This is a genomic window from Neomoorella carbonis (genome assembly GCF_045278715.1).
In the GTDB taxonomy this organism is placed as follows: Bacteria; Bacillota; DSM-521; order Neomoorellales; family Neomoorellaceae; genus Neomoorella; species Neomoorella carbonis.
On the sequence record NZ_CP136420.1, the window covers coordinates 2,697,891 to 2,714,126 of the forward strand.

Genomic DNA, 16,236 nt, shown 5'->3' on the forward strand with positions numbered 1-16,236 from the left:
TTTACCCATCACTCTGTCGCAGGGACAGGCCCAGTTCCGCGAGCTTTTGCGTAACTTCTTCCAGGGATTTTTTGCCCAGATTGCGTACCTTCATCATATCTTCTTCGGTACGCTGTAAAAGCTCGCCAACGGTATTAATGCCCGCCCGCTTCAGGCAGTTGTAAGAACGCACCGAGAGATCAAGTTCCTCAATGGACATGTCCATGAGGCGATCCCGGCTTTCTTCTTCTTTCTCGACCATAGTTACTTCGTCGCTGACGCGCTCCGTCAAACCTAAAAAGAGACGCATGTGTTCGATAAGAATCCTGGCTGCCGAGCTCACTGCCTCATCAGGGGCAATAGTACCGTCAGTCCATACCTCCAGGGTAAGTTTATCGTAGTCGGTAACCTGTCCCACCCGGGTATTTTCCACCTGATAGTTCACTTTATGGACTGGCGAAAAGAGGGAATCGACGGGAATAATCCCAATGGGCTGATCCTCTTTTTTGTTTTTTTCCGCGCTGACATAACCCCGCCCTTTTTCCACCGTCATTTCAATAAACAGGCGGCCACCTTTTTCGACGGTGGCAATGTGCAGGTCGGGGTTTAGGACCTCAACGTCAGCGTCAGTAATAATATCGGCAGCTGTAACCTCGCCTTCGCCCTCGGCCTCAATCCTTATAATTTTGGGTTCGTCGCCGTGGAGCTTCAGGGCCAGGGACTTGAGGTTTAAAATAATCTCCGTGGTATCCTCGACGACCCCGGGAATGGTGGAAAACTCATGGAGAACCCCTTCAATTTTGACCGTGGTTACAGCAGCCCCGGGCAGTGAGGAGAGAAGAATCCGCCGCAGGGAATTACCCAGGGTGATTCCATAACCCCGCTCCAGGGGCTCGACTACAAACCGCCCGTACTTGTTGGACATTTCCAGGCACTCAATCCTAGGCCTTTCAATTTCGAGCATTGTTCCCCTCCTTCTCGTGAGCTCATCCAGCCTGCTTCTTACTTTGAGTAAAGCTCAACGATGAGGTGTTCTTGCACCGGTACATCAATCTGTTCCCGCGTCGGCAGGGAGAGGACGTGACCTTCTAAAGCTGCCGGGTCAGCTTTAAGCCAGGCCGGAACCGTCCGGTGGGCTGCCGCCGCGGCAATCTCTTTGAAAAGGGGGCTCTCCTTGCTCTTCTCCCGAACGGCAATGACATCACCGGGCCGGACCAGGTAGGAAGGGATGTTCACCTTATGGCCATTAACCGTAAAATGGCCGTGCCGGACTAATTGCCTCGCCTGGGCACGGGAATCGGCAAATCCCAGGCGATAGACAACATTATCCAGGCGCCTTTCCAGCAGAATGAGCAGGTTTTCACCGGTAACGCCTTTCATGCGCTCGGCTTTCTCAAAGTAGTTGCTGAACTGGCGTTCCAGGACGCCGTAAATGCGGCGGGCTTTCTGCTTTTCCCTTAGCTGCAGGCCGTATTCGGAAAGCTTTTTCCTCGTCTGACCGTGCTGGCCGGGGGCATAGGACCGCCGGGCCACAGCACATTTATCCGAGTAGCAGCGATCGCCTTTAAGGAAAAGCTTCATGCCTTCCCGCCGGCACAGGCGACAGGTAGCATCTTTATACCTTGCCAAAGTATTACCTCCTCTGCAAGTCGCATGCTTCCTAACGATGATGTGCTCCTGCGACCTTTAAAAGCTCCTGTTACACTCGCCGCCGCTTGGGAGGCCGGCAGCCGTTGTGGGGAATAGGGGTCACATCTTTAATGACGCTGACTTCAAGCCCTGCGGCCTGCAGGGAACGAATGGCCGCTTCCCGGCCGGCTCCCGGACCTTTTACGTAGCACTCCACTTCGCGCATGCCGTGTTCCATAGCCTGCCTGGCGGCTGCTTCGGCCGCCATCTGGGCGGCAAAAGGTGTGCTCTTGCGGGAACCTTTAAACCCCACGGTGCCAGCACTGGCCCAGGCAATGGTATTGCCATTTTTATCAGTGATGGTTACCAGGGTATTGTTAAAGGTTGATTTAATATGGGCCACACCGCTTTCAATATTTTTACGTTCGCGCCGGCGTGGCCGGGTAGTTTTCCTTGGCATAGCTTCTCCCCCTTACTTCTTGCGCCGCACGCCCACAGTCTTGCGGGGACCTTTACGCGTACGGGCATTGGTCTTGGTGCGCTGGCCGCGTACCGGCAACCCCCGGCGATGGCGCAGACCGCGGTAACAGCCGATTTCCATCAACCGCTTGATATTTAACGCTACTTCCCGGCGCAGATCCCCTTCGACCGTTAAATTTTTGTCTATATATTCGCGTAGCCGGCTAACTTCTTCTTCCGTTAGATCCCTCACCCTGGTATCAGGGTTAACGGCTGTCGCCGCCAGGATTTTATTTGCCATTGGCCGGCCAATGCCATAAATATAAGTCAGGGCGATTTCCACCCGCTTATCCCGGGGAAGGTCTACCCCGGCAATCCTTGCCATTTACGCCTTACCCCCTGTCTATCCCTGTTTTTGCTTGTGCTTGGGATTTTCGCAAATAACCATAATTCTACCCTTGCGTTTTATGATCTTGCATTTCTCACAAATAGGCCGCACTGAAGGCTTGACTTTCAAACTAAACCCTCCCAGCTTATTTATAGCGGTAAACGATGCGTCCCCGGTTCAGGTCATAGGGTGATAATTCCACCATTACCCGATCGCCCGGCAAAATACGGATAAAGTTCATCCGGATCTTACCGGAGACATGGGCCAGCACCCGGTGCCCATTGGCCAGCTCTACCCGAAACATGGCATTGGGCAGGGGTTCGATCACCGTGCCTTCGACTTCAATGACATCCTCTTTGGCCAAATAAACCCCTCCTTCTCAAGCCTGCTCAGTCTCTAAGAGCTGGGCAATAGCCCGTCGTACTTCGGCATCGGTAACTACTTCTCCCCGTTTTAACCGGTCAGCGATAACCGTCGCCACCCGGTTAACCGCCTGGACATGGAGGACGTTTTTCAGTTTGGGTTTACTGGTACGTCGTAAACGGCCGTCAACAAGGTAAACCCGGCCGGGCCCGGCCAGCTGCCAGATCAGGAAAGGCCGCCCCCGGTCGCGCCCGGCCCGGGAATATACCAGTTGCCCCACTTTTAGTTCACCTGCCGGCATAACCTTCGCCTCCACCTGCCAGTTAGAGTAACGTCAGGATCTCCGGTCCGTTATCCGTCACAGCTACCGTATGCTCAAAGTGCGCCGAAGGTTTCTTATCCCTGGTCACTACTGTCCAGCGATTGGCCAGGGTATAAACCTCATGGGTACCGGCATTAACCATGGGTTCGATGGCCAGGACCATCCCCACCCGGAGGCGGGGGCCGTAACCCGGGGGACCAAAGTTCGGTACCTGGGGGTCTTCATGCATCGCCCGGCCAATACCATGGCCCACATAATCACGGACTACCGAGAGGCCATTTTTTTCAACATAGGTCTGGATAGCGTGGGATATATCAGTCAGCCGGTTGCCTGCGACTGCATGTTTGATGCCTTCATAAAGGGCGGCTTCGGTAACTGCCAGCAAATGCTGCTTCTCGGCATCAATAGCGCCAACTGGAAAAGTAACCGCGGCGTCACCAACATACCCATTTTTTACCGCACCGATGTCAATACTAATAATATCTCCTTCAGCCAGTTGCTTTAAACCTGGGATGCCGTGGACCACTTCCTCATTAACGGAAACACAAATACTGGCCGGGAAGCCCTGATAACCCTTAAAAGCCGGTACGGCACCATTCTTCCGGATATAATCCTCAGCTATCCGGTCCAGTTCGGCAGTAGTTACCCCGGGGGCGATATGGTCTTTAAGTTTAGCCAGGGTCCGGGCCACGATCCGTCCCGCCTCACGCATCAGGGCTATTTCCCGCCGCGACTTTAAAACTATCATTGCCAGTCTCTTCCCAGGGCCGTACCGATGGCCCGGCTTACGGCCGCAATATCCTGGCTGCCGTCAATTTCCTTTAAGATACCGCGCTGGCGGTAATAGGTGATGAGGGGCGCCGTTTGCTCCCTGTAGACATCCAGCCGTTTGCCTACGGTTGCTGCGTTGTCGTCGGCTCGCTGGATGAGCTCCCCGCCGCAAACATCGCATTTGCCGGCTTCAGCCGGTGGATTGTACTGGAGATGGTAGGTGGCCCCGCACTGGCGGCAGACACGGCGGCCTGTCAGGCGTGCCATGAGTTCCTCCCGCGGCACCTCAATATCAATAACCGCGTCCAGCTTTTCCTTTCTCCCGGCCAGCCAGGCATCCAGGGCTTCGGCCTGGGCCACCGTCCGCGGGAAACCGTCCAGTAAAAAACCGTGCCGGCAGTCGAACTGGCTCAGGCGTTCCTGGACCAGCCCAATAGTTACAGCATCGGGCACCAGGCTCCCGCTTTGCAGATACTTTGCTGCCTGGCGTCCCAATTCTGTACCTTCTTTAATGGCCTGGCGGAACATATCCCCGGAAGAAATATGGGGTATACCCAAATGCTTGCAGATTAACCCGGCCTGGGTACCCTTACCGGCCCCAGGTGGCCCCAGCAATACCAAACGCATCCTTTTTAGCCCCCCGTATTTACTTCATAAAGCCCTGATAGTGCCGCAGCAACAGGTGGGACTCCAGCTGTTTCATGGTTTCCAGGGCCACACCGACTACAATCAGGAGGGAAGTACCCCCGAAGTAAACGTTAATGCCGGTAGCGGCCATCAGAATATTGGGCAGCACGGCGATAAAGGCCAGGAAAATCGCCCCTGCCAGGGTTATCCGGGTTAAGATCCGTTCAATATATTCGGCAGTCGGCCGGCCGGGTCGCAAACCCGGGATAAAGCCGCCGTACTTCTTCATATTATCGGCCACATCCTGCGGGTTAAAGGTCACGGCCGTATAGAAGTAGGTGAAGAAGATAATCAGCAGCGCATAGAGGATCATATAGAAAGCCGACCGCGGGTCAAAGAACCTAACAATAGCCTGGGCCAGGCTGCTGTGCGGGAACCAGGAAGCCAGGGTGCTGGGAAAGAGCAGGATGGACATGGCAAAGATCACAGGAATAACCCCGGCCTGGTTGACCTTTAAGGGGATGTGGGTACTCTGCCCGCCGTAAATCCTCCGGCCCACCACCCTCTTGGCATACTGCACGGTAATCCGGCGTTCCCCTTGCTGCATGGCCACTACGGCAGCAATGATTACTACGGCAATAATGGCAAAGAGGATTAGAGAAATGATACTTACCTCTCCGGATGCGAGGTACTGGTAGAGGCTTACAGCACCAGCCGGCAGGCGGGAAACAATCCCGGCGAAGATGATCAAGGAAATGCCGTTACCAATACCCTTTTCCGTAATCAGTTCCCCCAGCCACATGAGGAAAGCCGTCCCTGCAGTCAGCATTACCGCGACCACCAGGTAATTGTGCAGGCCTGGCCTCAAGAAGGCCCCCGAACGCGCGAGATACAGGGCCATACCCAGGGCCTGGAGGAGGCCTAAAATGACCGTCCCGTAACGGGTATACTGGACGATTTTTTTGCGGCCTTCGATATCCTCTTTGGCCAGCCGCTCCAGGGCTGGAATGACCACCGTCAGGAGCTGCATGATAATCGAGGCATTGATATAGGGCATAATGCCCATGGCAAACACGGTAAATCGCTTGAAGGCCCCCCCGGAAATAACGTCAAAAAAACCCAGTATCGTGCCGCCACGAACCAGTTCCTGCAGGACGGCATTATTGATTCCCGGCAGGGGCACATGGGCGCCAAAGCGGAAGACGATAAACATCATCATGGTAAAAAATATCTTCTTCCGCAGGTCTTCCAGCTTCCAGGCGCTGGCCAGGGTATTTAGCACTTACATCACCTCAACTTTGCCGCCGGCAGCCTCAATTTTGGCAATGGCCTGGCGGCTGGCAGCCTGAACCCTCACGGTCAGGGGCTTGGTTATTTCACCATCGCCCAGGATTTTGACGCCGTTCCTGGCCTGCTTGACGAGGCCGGCCCTGGCCAGAACCTCCGGCGTCACGACAGTATCCGGTTCAAAGCGTTCCAGTTCGCCGACATTAACAACCGTTAACTCGCGGGCAAATTTATTGGTGAAGCCCCTTTTCGGCAGGCGGCGGCTCAAGGGCATCTGGCCACCTTCAAAGCCACGGCGGACGCCGCCCCCGGAGCGTGCTTTTTGCCCTTTATGGCCGCGACCGGAAGTTTTGCCCAGGCCGGAGCCGATACCCCGTCCTACCCGGGTAGGTTTAAACCTGGAACCAGGTGCTGGATGTAACTCATGCAGCCGCACCCCTGTCACCTCCTATTCTACTTCCTCGCACTTGACCAGGTGGGCCAGCTTTTTTATCTGGCCCCTGACAACCGGCGTGTCAGGGCGGATAATTTCCGCATGCAATTTCTTAAGACCCAGTGCGCGGGCCGTCTTCCTTTCCGTTTCCGGTCGACCGATTAAGCTTTTTACCAGGGTAATCTTCAAATTTGCCAATGCCAACTCCTCCTAGCCAAGCAGCTCGGCCACAGTTTTACCCCGGAGGCGGGCTACGTCTTCAGCCCTCTTCAGACCCTTTAAACCTTCGAGGGTGGCATAGACAACATTATTGGGGTTGGCCGATCCCAAGCTTTTGGTCAAGATGTCCCTGATTCCGGCAGCTTCCAGAACCGCTCGCACCGGTCCTCCGGCAATAACTCCGGTACCGGGGGCTGCGGGTTTAAGCAAAACTTTCCCCGCGCCAAAATGGCCTATAATTTCGTGGGGAATGGTCGTACCCACCATGGGTACTTTAATGAGATTCTTTTTGGCATCTTCAATACCCTTGCGGATGGCTTCCGGCACTTCGCTGGCCTTGCCCAGGCCCGCACCGACATGGCCTTTGCCGTCGCCGACAACCACCAGGGCTGAAAAACTAAAGCGCCGGCCGCCCTTTACAACTTTAGCAACACGGTTGATATGGACGACTTTTTCCGTTAACTCCAGGTCCTTATTTTCAACGCGCGGCATTTTTCCCCTCCTTCCCCTTTAAAAATCCAGCCCTGCTTCCCGGGCGCCTTCAGCCAGGGCAGCTATGCGGCCATGGTAAATATTGCCGCCCCGATCAAAAACTACTTTCTTAATCCCTTTAGCCAGAGCCTTCTGGGCGATAAGTTCGCCAACCTTCCTGGCGGCAGCTTTATTCCCGGTAGCTTCCAGGTCTTTTAATGCCGGGTCCAGGGTTGAAGCAGCCACCAGGGTTATACCCCGGGTATCGTCCACTACCTGGGCGTAGATATGGCGCAGGCTGCGGTAGACACTCAGACGGGGCCGTTCAGGAGTGCCCATTATGCGCCGCCGCACCCGCAGGTGCTTCCGCTGCCGCGTGAGTTTGCGGTCTATCCTCTTGAACATTCCTTTACCCCCTATTTTTTACCGCCCTTGGCGCCAGTCTTACCAACTTTGCGCCGGATATACTCATCTTCATACTTAATGCCCTTGCCCTTATAGGGCTCCGGGGGACGGACGTCGCGAATATTGGCCGCCAGTGCCCCTACCGCTTCTTTGTCGATGCCTTTGACAATTATCTTGTTGGGGGCCGGCACTTCAATCTCCAGCCCTTCTCCCGGCACTATTTCTACCGGATGGGAATAGCCTACCGTCAGCACCAGTTTGTTCCCCTGCTTGGCGGCGCGGTAGCCTACCCCTACCAGCTCCAGGCTTTTTTGAAAGCCCTTGGTGACACCATCAACCATATTTTGCAGCAGGGCCCGGGAAAGACCATGCAGGGCGCGGTGGGGTTTGGCATCCGAGGGGCGGCTGACCTTCAATACATCGCCTTCCCGGCTAATGGTAATCTCGGCCGGGAACTGGCGGGTAAGTTTTCCCCTGGGGCCCTTTACCGTTACCGTATTGCCGTCAATGCTTACTTCTACCCCTGCCGGTACCTGCACCGGCTTTCTGCCTATGCGTGACACTTAAACACCTCCAGCCTTACCAGATATAACAGATAACTTCGCCGCCGACGCCTTCCCGGCGAGCCTGTTTATCCGTGAGTATCCCTTTGCTGGTAGAAATTATAGCCACTCCCAGGCCTCCAAGAACTTTGGGGATTTCGCCCTTCCTGGCATAGATCCGGAGCCCCGGGCGGCTGATGCGCTTAATGCCGGTAATAACCTTTTCTTTGTTGGGCCCGTACTTGAGATAAATTCTTAAGATGCCCTGCTTGTTGTCTTCAATATACTCGTAGTTCTTGATATAACCTTCGTTCTTCATTATTTCAGCTATAGCCCGCTTCATTTTGGAAGCCGGTACTTCCACCTTCTCCTGGTACACCATGTTGGCGTTACGAATGCGGGTCAGGAAATCAGCAATGGGATCGGTCATCAACTTGAACTACCCCCTTCCTTCTCGTCCCGCACTTACCAGCTGGCTTTCACTATACCAGGAAGCTCTCCCCTGTAGGCCAGCTCGCGGAAACAGATACGGCACAGGCCGAACTTCCGCATATAAGCATGGGGACGGCCACAGCGCAGGCAACGGTTATATGCGCGTACCTTGAACTTCTGGGGACGTGCTTGTTTGACACGTAAAGATTTCTTGGCCATGGATTTCCTCCTTCATCATTGTTCCCGGAACGGCATGCCAAAAGCGCGCAGGAGTTCCCGCGCTTCTTCATCGCTTTTTGCCGTAGTCACCATAGTTATTTCCAGGCCCCGGGTTTTGTCGATCTTGTCATATTCAATCTCCGGGAAAATCAGCTGTTCTCTCAGGCCCAGGGAATAGTTACCGCGGCCGTCAAAGGAATTGGGAGACACGCCCTGGAAATCCCTAACCCGGGGCAGGGCCACGTTGATCAGGCGGTCCAGAAACTCGTACATTCTGTCTCCCCGCAGGGTTACCTTGCAGCCGATACTGTTTCCCTGGCGCAGTTTAAAGGCAGCAATAGATTTTTTGGCCTTGGTAACAATAGGTTTTTGCCCGGTAATGGCCATCAGGTCCTGAACCGCATTCTCTATGGCCTTGGGGTTCTGGGTTGCCTCGCCGACACCCATGTTGACAACGATTTTTTCCAGTTTGGGGATCTCCATGACATTTTTGTAGCCAAATTTATCCTGCAAGAGCTTGCGTATCTCTGTCAGGTATTTTTCCTTCAGTCTAGCCAAAGCCAGCCCTCCTTTACCTGGGCTTAATCAATTACTTCGCCGCACTTTTTACACACCCGGGTCTTGGTCCCATCGGCCAGAAATTGTTTCCCGATGCGGGTAGGCCGGTTGCACTTGCTGCAAAAGAGCATGACATTGCTGCTGGCCACCGGAGCCTCCTTTTCAATAATCCCTCCTTGGGGCATCTTGGGGGTGGGACGGGTGTGCCGTTTAACGATGTTTACCCCTTCGACGATGACCCGGCCTTTAGCGCGGTCGACGCTCAATACTTTGCCTTTTTTGCCGGCATCCTTACCGGTGATTACCATGACCAGGTCACCTTTTTTAACGTGTACCTTGACTGGGGTCAATTTCAAGCCACCTCCCTTTTCCTACAGGACTTCCGGGGCCAGGGAGATGATCTTCATGAAATCTTTATCCCGCAGTTCCCTGGCTACCGGCCCAAAAATGCGCGTACCTCGCGGGTTGTTTTGTTCGTTGATGATTACCGCTGCGTTTTCATTAAAGCGGATATAGGAACCGTCTTCGCGTTTTATTGCCTTTGTCGTCCGTACGACTACCGCCCGGACGACATCCCCCTTCTTAACCACGCCCCCTGGCGTTGCCTCTTTAACGGAGGCAATAATCACATCACCAACACTGGCATAACGCCGTTTGGAGCCGCCCAGGACGCGTATGCACATCAGTTTCCTGGCGCCGGTATTGTCGCCGACTTTGAGGATCGTCTGTTGCTGGATCATGCTTTACCTCCTTCCCGGCGAAAAATAAGGCTACCTGGCTTTCTCCAGGATCTCCACCACCCGCCAGCGCTTTTCTTTGCTTAAAGGCCGGGTTTCCATAATCTTGACTTTATCGCCAATGCGGCATTCATTTTTTTCATCATGGGCCTTGAATTTCTTTGTTTTGCGGATGATTTTACCGAGCAGCGGGTGGCGAACCCGGTTTTCTACCGCTACCACCACGGTTTTGTCCATTTTATCGCTGACAACACTGCCGATCCTGGTCTTACGGTAATTTCTTTCCAAAAGGCCTGCCCCCTTCCTGTACCGTAATTGTCATTATGCCCGTTCCCGTTTCAGTTCCCGTTCCCGTAAGATTGTCTTGGCCCGGGCGATGCTCCGGCGGACTTCCCGCAGGCGCATGGGATTGTCTATCTGGCCGGTGGCCAACTGGAAACGCAGGTTAAAAAGTTCCTGCTTCAGCTCGCCCACCTTTTGCAGCAACTCTTCCGTGGTCAACTCGCGTATTTCTTTAGCTTTCATTGACCTCACCACCCACTTCCGACCGTTTTACGAACTTGGTTTTAATTGGCAGCTTGTGGGAGGCCAGGCGCATTGCCTCGCGGGCTACATCTTCGGTAACTCCGGCCATCTCAAAAAGGATCCGCCCCGGCTTAACAACGGCTACCCAGTACTCCGGCGCTCCCTTGCCGCTGCCCATCCGGGTCTCAGCCGGCTTTGCGGTAATGGGGGTGTCGGGAAAAATCTTGATCCATACCTTGCCGCCGCGTTTAATATAACGGGTCATGGCTATACGGGCAGCCTCAATCTGGCGGCTGGTGATCCAGGCCGGTTCCAGGGCCTGCAACCCGTATTCCCCGAAGTGAATCTCATTCCCCCGGGTTGCCTTGCCCCTGGTGCCCGGTCGATGCGGTTTGCGGTATTTTACCCTTTTGGGCATTAACATTATTTGCGGCCCCCTTCCTGGACCCTGGCCCGTTCAGGTAATACTTCGCCTTTATAAATCCACACCTTAACACCTATTTTACCATAGGTGGTGCTGGCCTCGGCAAAGCCATAATCGATATCCGCCCTCAATGTGTGCAGGGGGACCTTGCCCTCGCTGTACCACTCGGTGCGGGCGATTTCGGCCCCTGCCAGGCGACCGCCGCAGGCTATTTTAATCCCTAAAGCCCCCAGGCGCATGGCACGGCTTACGGCCTGCTTCATGGCCCGCCGGAAAGCAACCCTCTTTTCCAGCTGGGCGGCAATATTTTCGGCCACCAGCTGGGCATTAAGTTCCGGTTTTTTAATCTCAACGATGTTGAGGCTTACTTGCTTACCGGTTAAACGCTCCAGTTCTTTCCGCAGGGCCTCAACTTCGGAACCGCCCCGGCCGATGATAACTCCCGGCCTGGCAGTATTGATTATCACCTTGACGCGATTGGCCGCCCGTTCAATCTCCACATTGGCAATACCCGCCTGGTAGAGACGCTTCTTTATGAACTCGCGTATTTTCAGGTCTTCGTGGAGCAAGGTTTTATATTCCTTGTCCGCATACCAGCGGGAATCCCAATCGCGGATAATGCCGAGACGTAATCCCTTGGGGTGAACTTTTTGACCCACGAAATCAATCCTCCTTTTCCCCAACCACCACAGTTATATGGCTGGTACGTTTCCGCCGAATATTGGCCCTGCCCATGGCCCGCGGCTGGTAGCGTTTCAAGGTCGGCCCTTCGTCAACATAAGCGCGGGTGACCACCAGCTGGCTGGCATCCAGATCGTAATTATGCTCAGCATTGGCGACAGCCGATTTTAATACCTTGGCTACCGCCCGGGCCCCCCGTTTGGGCGTGACCATCAGGATGGCCTCGGCCTCCCGCACTCCTTTGCCGCGTATCAAATCAACCACCTGGCGGACGCGCCGCGGGGAAATCCGGATATATTTAGCTACCGCCCTTGCTTCCATCTGTTTACCCCCTACTTCAGCGCTGTGGAACGCTCAGTGTGGGCGCCGTGCCCCCGGAAAATACGGGTGGGAGCAAACTCGCCCAGCTTGTGCCCGACCATATCTTCGGTGATATAAATTGGTACGTGCTTGCGGCCGTCGTGGACGGCTATGGTGTGTCCTACCATTTCCGGAAAGATAGTTGAACGGCGGGACCAGGTTTTGATCACCCGTTTAGTACCCTTCTCGTTCATTTCAATAATTTTCTTGAGCAGCTTTTCATCACAATACGGCCCTTTTTTCAGGGAGCGGCCCATAAAAAGGAACCTCCTTTCACCCCTTTATTGGTTCCGGCGCTTGACAATGAGCTTATCGCTTGGCTTCCGCTTTTTACGTGTTTTAACGCCCAGGGCCGGTTTGCCCCACGGTGTTACCGGGTGCTTGCGGCCTACTGGAGCTTTTCCTTCGCCGCCGCCATGGGGATGGTCCACCGGATTCATGACCACACCGCGCACCGTCGGCCGGATACCCAGCCAGCGACTGCGTCCTGCTTTGCCAATGGTGATATTTTCCCAGTCGAGGTTGCCCACCTGGCCAATAGTTGCCCGGCATTCTTCCTGCACCTTGCGCAATTCGCCGGAAGGCAGGCGCAGGAGGGCATAACCGTTTTCTTTGGCCATCAGCTGGGCACTGGTCCCGGCTGCCCGGACCATCTGGCCGCCTTTCCCGGGCTTAAGCTCAATATTGTGCACCAAAGTACCAACCGGTATCTGGCTTAAAGGCAGCGCGTTACCGGTTTTTATATCAGCCCCGGGACCGCTGATAATCTGGTCACCAACCTGCAGGTTTTCCGGTGCCAGGATATAGCGCTTCTCGCCGTCGGCATAATTAATCAGGGCAATATTGGCCGAACGATTGGGATCATACTCAATGGTCGCCACGCGGCCGGGAATGCCATCTTTATCACGTTTAAAATCGATGATCCGGTACAGGCGCTTGTGCCCCCCGCCCCGGTGCCTGACAGTAAGCCGTCCCTGGTTATTACGCCCCCCGGTTTTCTTTAAAGGTGCCACCAGGGGTTTATAAGGTTCCACTGCGGTAATCTCGGCAAAGGTAGATACTGTCATCTGCCGCCGGCCGGGAGAAGTGGGTTTAAACTTCTTAATGGCCATTTTGCTTCTCTCCTTGATTTTAAGCTACTCCAACCCTTCAAAGACCTTGATTTTATCGCCAGGTCTCAAGGTAACAATAGCTTTCTTCCGATCCGGTTGCCGCCCCTGGTAACGACCTACCCGGCGCATTTTGCCGCGGTCCATCAGGGTATTGACCTTCAACACTTTGACGTTAAAAAGTTTCTCGATGGCATTCTTGATTTCAATTTTATTGGCCCCGCGATCAACTATAAAAGTATATTTATTTTCCGCCATCAACCCGGTAGTTTTTTCCGTTACCAGGGGCTGAAGGATTATTTCTTCAGGAGCCCGCATCAGGCCGGCACCTCCTTATCGCTAAGTCAGAGGTCAGAAGCGTCATGTTCATATTTAAGCTTCCTGGGCAATTGCCGGTTTCTCAGCTGGAATAAGGGATTCCTCAATTCGGGATATCGCCTCTTTAGTAATGACCAGCTTGTCATGAGCTAGAAGATCATAGACGTTTAGTCCCGCAGAGGTCAAACAAGTCACTCCCGGTAAATTACGGGCCGACAACTCAACATTGGGCTCTTTGCCTGCGGTGACTACAAGAGCTTTATCTTCGACATGCAGAGCCTTGAGAACGGCCACCATGTCCTTCGTCCGCGGCCTGGCCAGCTTTAACTCGTCCAGGACAATTATATTGCCCTCACGTACTTTGCTCGCCAGGGCCGAACGTAGAGCCAAACGGCGCACTTTTTTGGGCAGCTTGAAGCCATAATCGCGGGGCTGGGGACCAAAAATTACTGCTCCGCCACGCCACAGGGGCGAGCGAATACTACCCGCCCGGGCCCGGCCGGTGCCCTTTTGCCGCCAGGGCTTGCGGCCGCCGCCGCTAACTTCGGCCCAACCGCGGGTTGCTGCCGTGCCCCGGCGCCGGCTGGCCAGCTGCATGACCACAGCCTGATGGAGGACGGCTTCGTTAACCTCGCCACCAAAGATGCGGTCATCCAGGTCCATTTCCCCTACTTGCTGGCCCTGTATATTGTACACGGCTACTCTGGGCATTGCCTGTTAGCCTCCCTTTACCGAATTCTTAATTACCAGCAGCCCCCGGCGCGGGCCCGGAACGGAACCCTTGATCAGCAGGAGATTGCGCTCGGGGTCGTTCTTGATAACCTCCAGGCCCAGTACCGTAACCCTTTCGGCACCCATATGCCCGGGCAAGCGACGCCCTTTAAAAACGCGGGCCGGTCCTTTGGCCGCCAGGGACCCGGGACGGCGGTGGTACTTGGAACCGTGCTCCATGGGGCCACGGTGAAAACCGTGACGTTTAATGCCGCCGGCAAAACCTTTACCTTTGGATATACCGGTAACATCAACCTTTTCGCCGGGGCTAAAAATATCAGCTTTAATTTCCTGGCCCACTTGATAATCCTTGCTATCTTCTAAACGTAATTCCCGGACATAACGAAAAGGAGTTACTCCGGCCTTGCTAAAATGTCCCCGCAATGGTTTATTAACCTTCTTTTCTTTGATGGGTTCAAAACCCACCTGCAAGGCTTCATATCCATCGGTAGCGACAGTCTTTTTCTGGATGACGACACAGGGGCCGGCCTGGACAACTGTTACCGGAATGGCCCGGCCGGTATCATCAAAAATCTGGGTCATGCCTATTTTTTTCCCTAAAATACCCTTGCGCACCCTGATACTACCCCCTACAGCTTGATCTCAATATCAACCCCTGCCGGGAGATCCAGGCGCATCAATGCGTCTACCGTCTTGGGCGTTGGCTCGTGAATATCAATCAAACGCTTGTGGGTCCGCATTTCAAACTGCTCCCGGGAATCTTTATTCACATGGGGTGAGCGTAAAATCGTAAAAATATTTTTCTCCGTCGGCAGCGGAATGGGGCCGGATACTACTGCCCCGGTGCGCCTGGCCGTCTCGACAATTTTTTGGGATGACTGGTCTAACAGGCGGTGATCAAAGGCCTTAAGACGGATGCGGATCTTCTGCCTGGCCATGGGTTATTTACCCTCCTTCATGGCACGGGATCAGGCATAAAGCCTGATCCCTGGCCTGGTAATTATTCAATAATCCCGGTCACGACGCCGGCGCCTACAGTGCGGCCGCCTTCACGGATGGCAAACCGTAAGCCTTCTTCTATGGCTATGGGCGTAATGAGCTCGATGCTCATGCGGATGTTGTCCCCCGGCATCACCATCTCTACACCTTCCGGTAGCTTCACTACACCCGTCACATCCGTCGTCCGGAAGTAGAACTGCGGCCGGTACCCGTTGAAAAACGGTGTGTGCCGCCCTCCTTCTTCTTTCGTCAGTACGTATACTTCGGCGTTGAATTTCGTGTGCGGTTTGATGGACCCGGGCTTGGCCAGTACCATCCCCCGTTCTACTTCTTTGCGCTCTACGCCCCGCAGCAGCGTCCCGATGTTGTCCCCCGCTACCGCTTCGTCTAATATCTTCCTGAACATCTCTACACCGGTCACTACCGTCTTCCTTATCTGGTCCCTTAAGCCTATTATCTCTACTTCATCCCCTACCTTCACTTTCCCGCGCTCTACCCTGCCGGTGGTCACCGTACCCCGGCCCGTAATCGTGAATACGTCTTCGATGGGCATCAGGAAGGGTTTGTCAACATCCCGTTCCGGCGTCGGAATGTAGCTGTCTACCGCGTCCATCAGTTCCCAGATATGGCTGCACCATTCGCATTCCCGCTTGCCGCAGCCGCATTCCATCGCTTTCAGGGCGCTCCCTTTCACAATCGGAATCTCGTCTCCCGGGAATTCGTATTCGCTTAACAGTTCCCTCACTTCCATCTCTACCAGCTCTAACAGCTCGGGATCGTCTACCTGGTCGACCTTGTTCATGAAGACTACAATGTACGGTACGCCTACCTGCCGCGCTAAAAGTATATGTTCCCGCGTCTGCGGCATGGGACCGTCCGCCGCCGATACTACTAATATGGCGCCGTCCATCTGGGCTGCTCCCGTGATCATGTTCTTTACGTAGTCCGCGTGCCCGGGGCAGTCGACGTGGGCGTAATGCCGCTTCTCTGTCTCGTACTCTACGTGCGCCGTGGCTATGGTGATGCCCCGTTCCCGCTCTTCCGGCGCTTTGTCGATCTGGTCGTACGCTGTCGGTACTGCACCCCCGGCTTTCGCCAGACAGAAGGTGATGGCTGCCGTCAGCGTCGTCTTGCCGTGGTCTACGTGTCCTATCGTCCCTACGTTCACGTGGGGTTTCTTGCGCTCAAATTTTTGTTTGGCCATGTGTCGTTTTGCCTCCTCCTAAAAACTCTGTTGCAGGCCGGCC

Annotated in this window: 32 protein-coding genes; all 32 read right to left on the reverse strand. The window is 54.6% G+C overall.

The window, feature by feature from the left end:
- Position 1: 1 nt before the first annotated feature.
- Positions 2-943: a DNA-directed RNA polymerase subunit alpha gene (locus tag MCACP_RS13685; RefSeq protein WP_406677301.1), complete on the reverse strand. Its 942-nt coding sequence runs from the start codon at positions 941-943 to the stop codon at positions 2-4.
- A 38-nt stretch (positions 944-981) separates the two neighbouring features.
- Complete coding sequence (rpsD, locus tag MCACP_RS13690; protein WP_406677302.1) at positions 982-1,608, reverse strand: 30S ribosomal protein S4; 627 nt, start codon at positions 1,606-1,608, stop codon at positions 982-984.
- A 70-nt stretch (positions 1,609-1,678) separates the two neighbouring features.
- Positions 1,679-2,068, reverse strand: coding sequence for a 30S ribosomal protein S11 (gene rpsK, locus MCACP_RS13695; RefSeq protein WP_141263449.1), 390 nt, complete (start codon positions 2,066-2,068; stop codon positions 1,679-1,681).
- A gap of 12 nt (positions 2,069-2,080) precedes the next feature.
- A complete protein-coding gene (gene rpsM / locus MCACP_RS13700; protein WP_156272480.1) occupies positions 2,081-2,452 on the reverse strand; it encodes a 30S ribosomal protein S13 in 372 nt (123 codons plus the stop codon).
- Between the two features lie 18 nt (positions 2,453-2,470).
- The gene (gene rpmJ, locus MCACP_RS13705; protein ID WP_141263453.1) at positions 2,471-2,584 is read right to left on the reverse strand and encodes a 50S ribosomal protein L36; all 114 of its coding nucleotides are present in this window, start codon (positions 2,582-2,584) and stop codon (positions 2,471-2,473) included.
- Between the two features lie 16 nt (positions 2,585-2,600).
- A complete protein-coding gene (gene infA, locus MCACP_RS13710; protein WP_141263455.1) occupies positions 2,601-2,819 on the reverse strand; it encodes a translation initiation factor IF-1 in 219 nt (72 codons plus the stop codon).
- A 15-nt stretch (positions 2,820-2,834) separates the two neighbouring features.
- A complete protein-coding gene (locus MCACP_RS13715) occupies positions 2,835-3,119 on the reverse strand; it encodes an RNA-binding protein (RefSeq protein ID WP_406677303.1) in 285 nt (94 codons plus the stop codon).
- Between the two features lie 22 nt (positions 3,120-3,141).
- The gene (gene map / locus MCACP_RS13720) at positions 3,142-3,888 is read right to left on the reverse strand and encodes a type I methionyl aminopeptidase (RefSeq protein ID WP_406677304.1); all 747 of its coding nucleotides are present in this window, start codon (positions 3,886-3,888) and stop codon (positions 3,142-3,144) included.
- Positions 3,885-4,538, reverse strand: coding sequence for an adenylate kinase (locus MCACP_RS13725; RefSeq protein ID WP_406677305.1), 654 nt, complete (start codon positions 4,536-4,538; stop codon positions 3,885-3,887). The genes map and MCACP_RS13725 overlap by 4 nt, the downstream gene beginning before the upstream one ends.
- A 19-nt stretch (positions 4,539-4,557) precedes the next feature.
- On the reverse strand, positions 4,558-5,820 hold the full coding sequence (secY, locus tag MCACP_RS13730) for a preprotein translocase subunit SecY (RefSeq protein WP_406677306.1): 1,263 nt from the start codon (positions 5,818-5,820) through the stop codon (positions 4,558-4,560).
- Positions 5,821-6,261, reverse strand: coding sequence for a 50S ribosomal protein L15 (gene rplO / locus MCACP_RS13735; RefSeq protein WP_406677307.1), 441 nt, complete (start codon positions 6,259-6,261; stop codon positions 5,821-5,823). It lies immediately after the preceding gene.
- Positions 6,262-6,273: 12 nt separating this feature from the next.
- Complete coding sequence (gene rpmD, locus MCACP_RS13740; protein WP_406677308.1) at positions 6,274-6,456, reverse strand: 50S ribosomal protein L30; 183 nt, start codon at positions 6,454-6,456, stop codon at positions 6,274-6,276.
- Positions 6,457-6,468: 12 nt separating this feature from the next.
- Positions 6,469-6,969: a 30S ribosomal protein S5 gene (rpsE, locus tag MCACP_RS13745; protein ID WP_406677309.1), complete on the reverse strand. Its 501-nt coding sequence runs from the start codon at positions 6,967-6,969 to the stop codon at positions 6,469-6,471.
- Positions 6,970-6,987: 18 nt separating this feature from the next.
- Positions 6,988-7,353 carry a 50S ribosomal protein L18 gene (gene rplR / locus MCACP_RS13750; protein WP_406677310.1) on the reverse strand — a complete coding sequence of 122 codons (366 nt, stop codon included), beginning with the start codon at positions 7,351-7,353 and terminating at the stop codon, positions 6,988-6,990.
- Positions 7,354-7,364: 11 nt separating this feature from the next.
- Positions 7,365-7,916, reverse strand: a complete 552-nt coding sequence (gene rplF / locus MCACP_RS13755; protein ID WP_406677311.1) for a 50S ribosomal protein L6 — start codon at positions 7,914-7,916, stop codon at positions 7,365-7,367.
- A 16-nt stretch (positions 7,917-7,932) separates the two neighbouring features.
- Positions 7,933-8,325 (reverse strand): 30S ribosomal protein S8, encoded by a 393-nt coding sequence (rpsH, locus tag MCACP_RS13760; RefSeq protein ID WP_406678760.1) that lies wholly within the window; start codon positions 8,323-8,325, stop codon positions 7,933-7,935.
- Between the two features lie 35 nt (positions 8,326-8,360).
- Positions 8,361-8,546, reverse strand: coding sequence for a type Z 30S ribosomal protein S14 (locus MCACP_RS13765; RefSeq protein ID WP_054937157.1), 186 nt, complete (start codon positions 8,544-8,546; stop codon positions 8,361-8,363).
- 15 nt (positions 8,547-8,561) lie between these two features.
- A complete protein-coding gene (rplE, locus tag MCACP_RS13770) occupies positions 8,562-9,104 on the reverse strand; it encodes a 50S ribosomal protein L5 (RefSeq protein WP_406677313.1) in 543 nt (180 codons plus the stop codon).
- 23 nt (positions 9,105-9,127) lie between these two features.
- A complete protein-coding gene (rplX, locus tag MCACP_RS13775; protein WP_406677314.1) occupies positions 9,128-9,454 on the reverse strand; it encodes a 50S ribosomal protein L24 in 327 nt (108 codons plus the stop codon).
- Positions 9,455-9,475: 21 nt separating this feature from the next.
- On the reverse strand, positions 9,476-9,844 hold the full coding sequence (gene rplN / locus MCACP_RS13780) for a 50S ribosomal protein L14 (protein ID WP_406677316.1): 369 nt from the start codon (positions 9,842-9,844) through the stop codon (positions 9,476-9,478).
- A gap of 30 nt (positions 9,845-9,874) precedes the next feature.
- Entirely contained in the window at positions 9,875-10,129 is a 255-nt protein-coding gene (gene rpsQ / locus MCACP_RS13785; protein ID WP_406677317.1) for a 30S ribosomal protein S17, read from the reverse strand.
- Between the two features lie 33 nt (positions 10,130-10,162).
- Positions 10,163-10,366: a 50S ribosomal protein L29 gene (gene rpmC / locus MCACP_RS13790; protein ID WP_054937161.1), complete on the reverse strand. Its 204-nt coding sequence runs from the start codon at positions 10,364-10,366 to the stop codon at positions 10,163-10,165.
- Complete coding sequence (rplP, locus tag MCACP_RS13795) at positions 10,356-10,790, reverse strand: 50S ribosomal protein L16 (RefSeq protein WP_406677318.1); 435 nt, start codon at positions 10,788-10,790, stop codon at positions 10,356-10,358. The genes rpmC and rplP overlap by 11 nt, the downstream gene beginning before the upstream one ends.
- Entirely contained in the window at positions 10,790-11,449 is a 660-nt protein-coding gene (rpsC, locus tag MCACP_RS13800; protein WP_406677319.1) for a 30S ribosomal protein S3, read from the reverse strand. The genes rplP and rpsC overlap by 1 nt, the downstream gene beginning before the upstream one ends.
- A gap of 4 nt (positions 11,450-11,453) precedes the next feature.
- On the reverse strand, positions 11,454-11,792 hold the full coding sequence (gene rplV / locus MCACP_RS13805; protein WP_406677320.1) for a 50S ribosomal protein L22: 339 nt from the start codon (positions 11,790-11,792) through the stop codon (positions 11,454-11,456).
- An 11-nt stretch (positions 11,793-11,803) separates the two neighbouring features.
- Positions 11,804-12,088, reverse strand: coding sequence for a 30S ribosomal protein S19 (rpsS, locus tag MCACP_RS13810; protein ID WP_156272494.1), 285 nt, complete (start codon positions 12,086-12,088; stop codon positions 11,804-11,806).
- A gap of 24 nt (positions 12,089-12,112) precedes the next feature.
- On the reverse strand, positions 12,113-12,943 hold the full coding sequence (gene rplB / locus MCACP_RS13815) for a 50S ribosomal protein L2 (protein WP_406677321.1): 831 nt from the start codon (positions 12,941-12,943) through the stop codon (positions 12,113-12,115).
- A gap of 24 nt (positions 12,944-12,967) precedes the next feature.
- On the reverse strand, positions 12,968-13,258 hold the full coding sequence (gene rplW, locus MCACP_RS13820) for a 50S ribosomal protein L23 (RefSeq protein WP_406677322.1): 291 nt from the start codon (positions 13,256-13,258) through the stop codon (positions 12,968-12,970).
- Between the two features lie 54 nt (positions 13,259-13,312).
- Positions 13,313-13,969, reverse strand: coding sequence for a 50S ribosomal protein L4 (gene rplD / locus MCACP_RS13825; protein ID WP_406677323.1), 657 nt, complete (start codon positions 13,967-13,969; stop codon positions 13,313-13,315).
- Positions 13,970-13,975: 6 nt separating this feature from the next.
- Positions 13,976-14,605: a 50S ribosomal protein L3 gene (gene rplC, locus MCACP_RS13830; RefSeq protein WP_406677324.1), complete on the reverse strand. Its 630-nt coding sequence runs from the start codon at positions 14,603-14,605 to the stop codon at positions 13,976-13,978.
- A 14-nt stretch (positions 14,606-14,619) separates the two neighbouring features.
- Positions 14,620-14,928: a 30S ribosomal protein S10 gene (rpsJ, locus tag MCACP_RS13835; protein WP_054937170.1), complete on the reverse strand. Its 309-nt coding sequence runs from the start codon at positions 14,926-14,928 to the stop codon at positions 14,620-14,622.
- A gap of 62 nt (positions 14,929-14,990) precedes the next feature.
- A complete protein-coding gene (gene tuf, locus MCACP_RS13840) occupies positions 14,991-16,193 on the reverse strand; it encodes an elongation factor Tu (RefSeq protein WP_406677325.1) in 1,203 nt (400 codons plus the stop codon).
- Positions 16,194-16,236 lie beyond the last annotated feature (43 nt).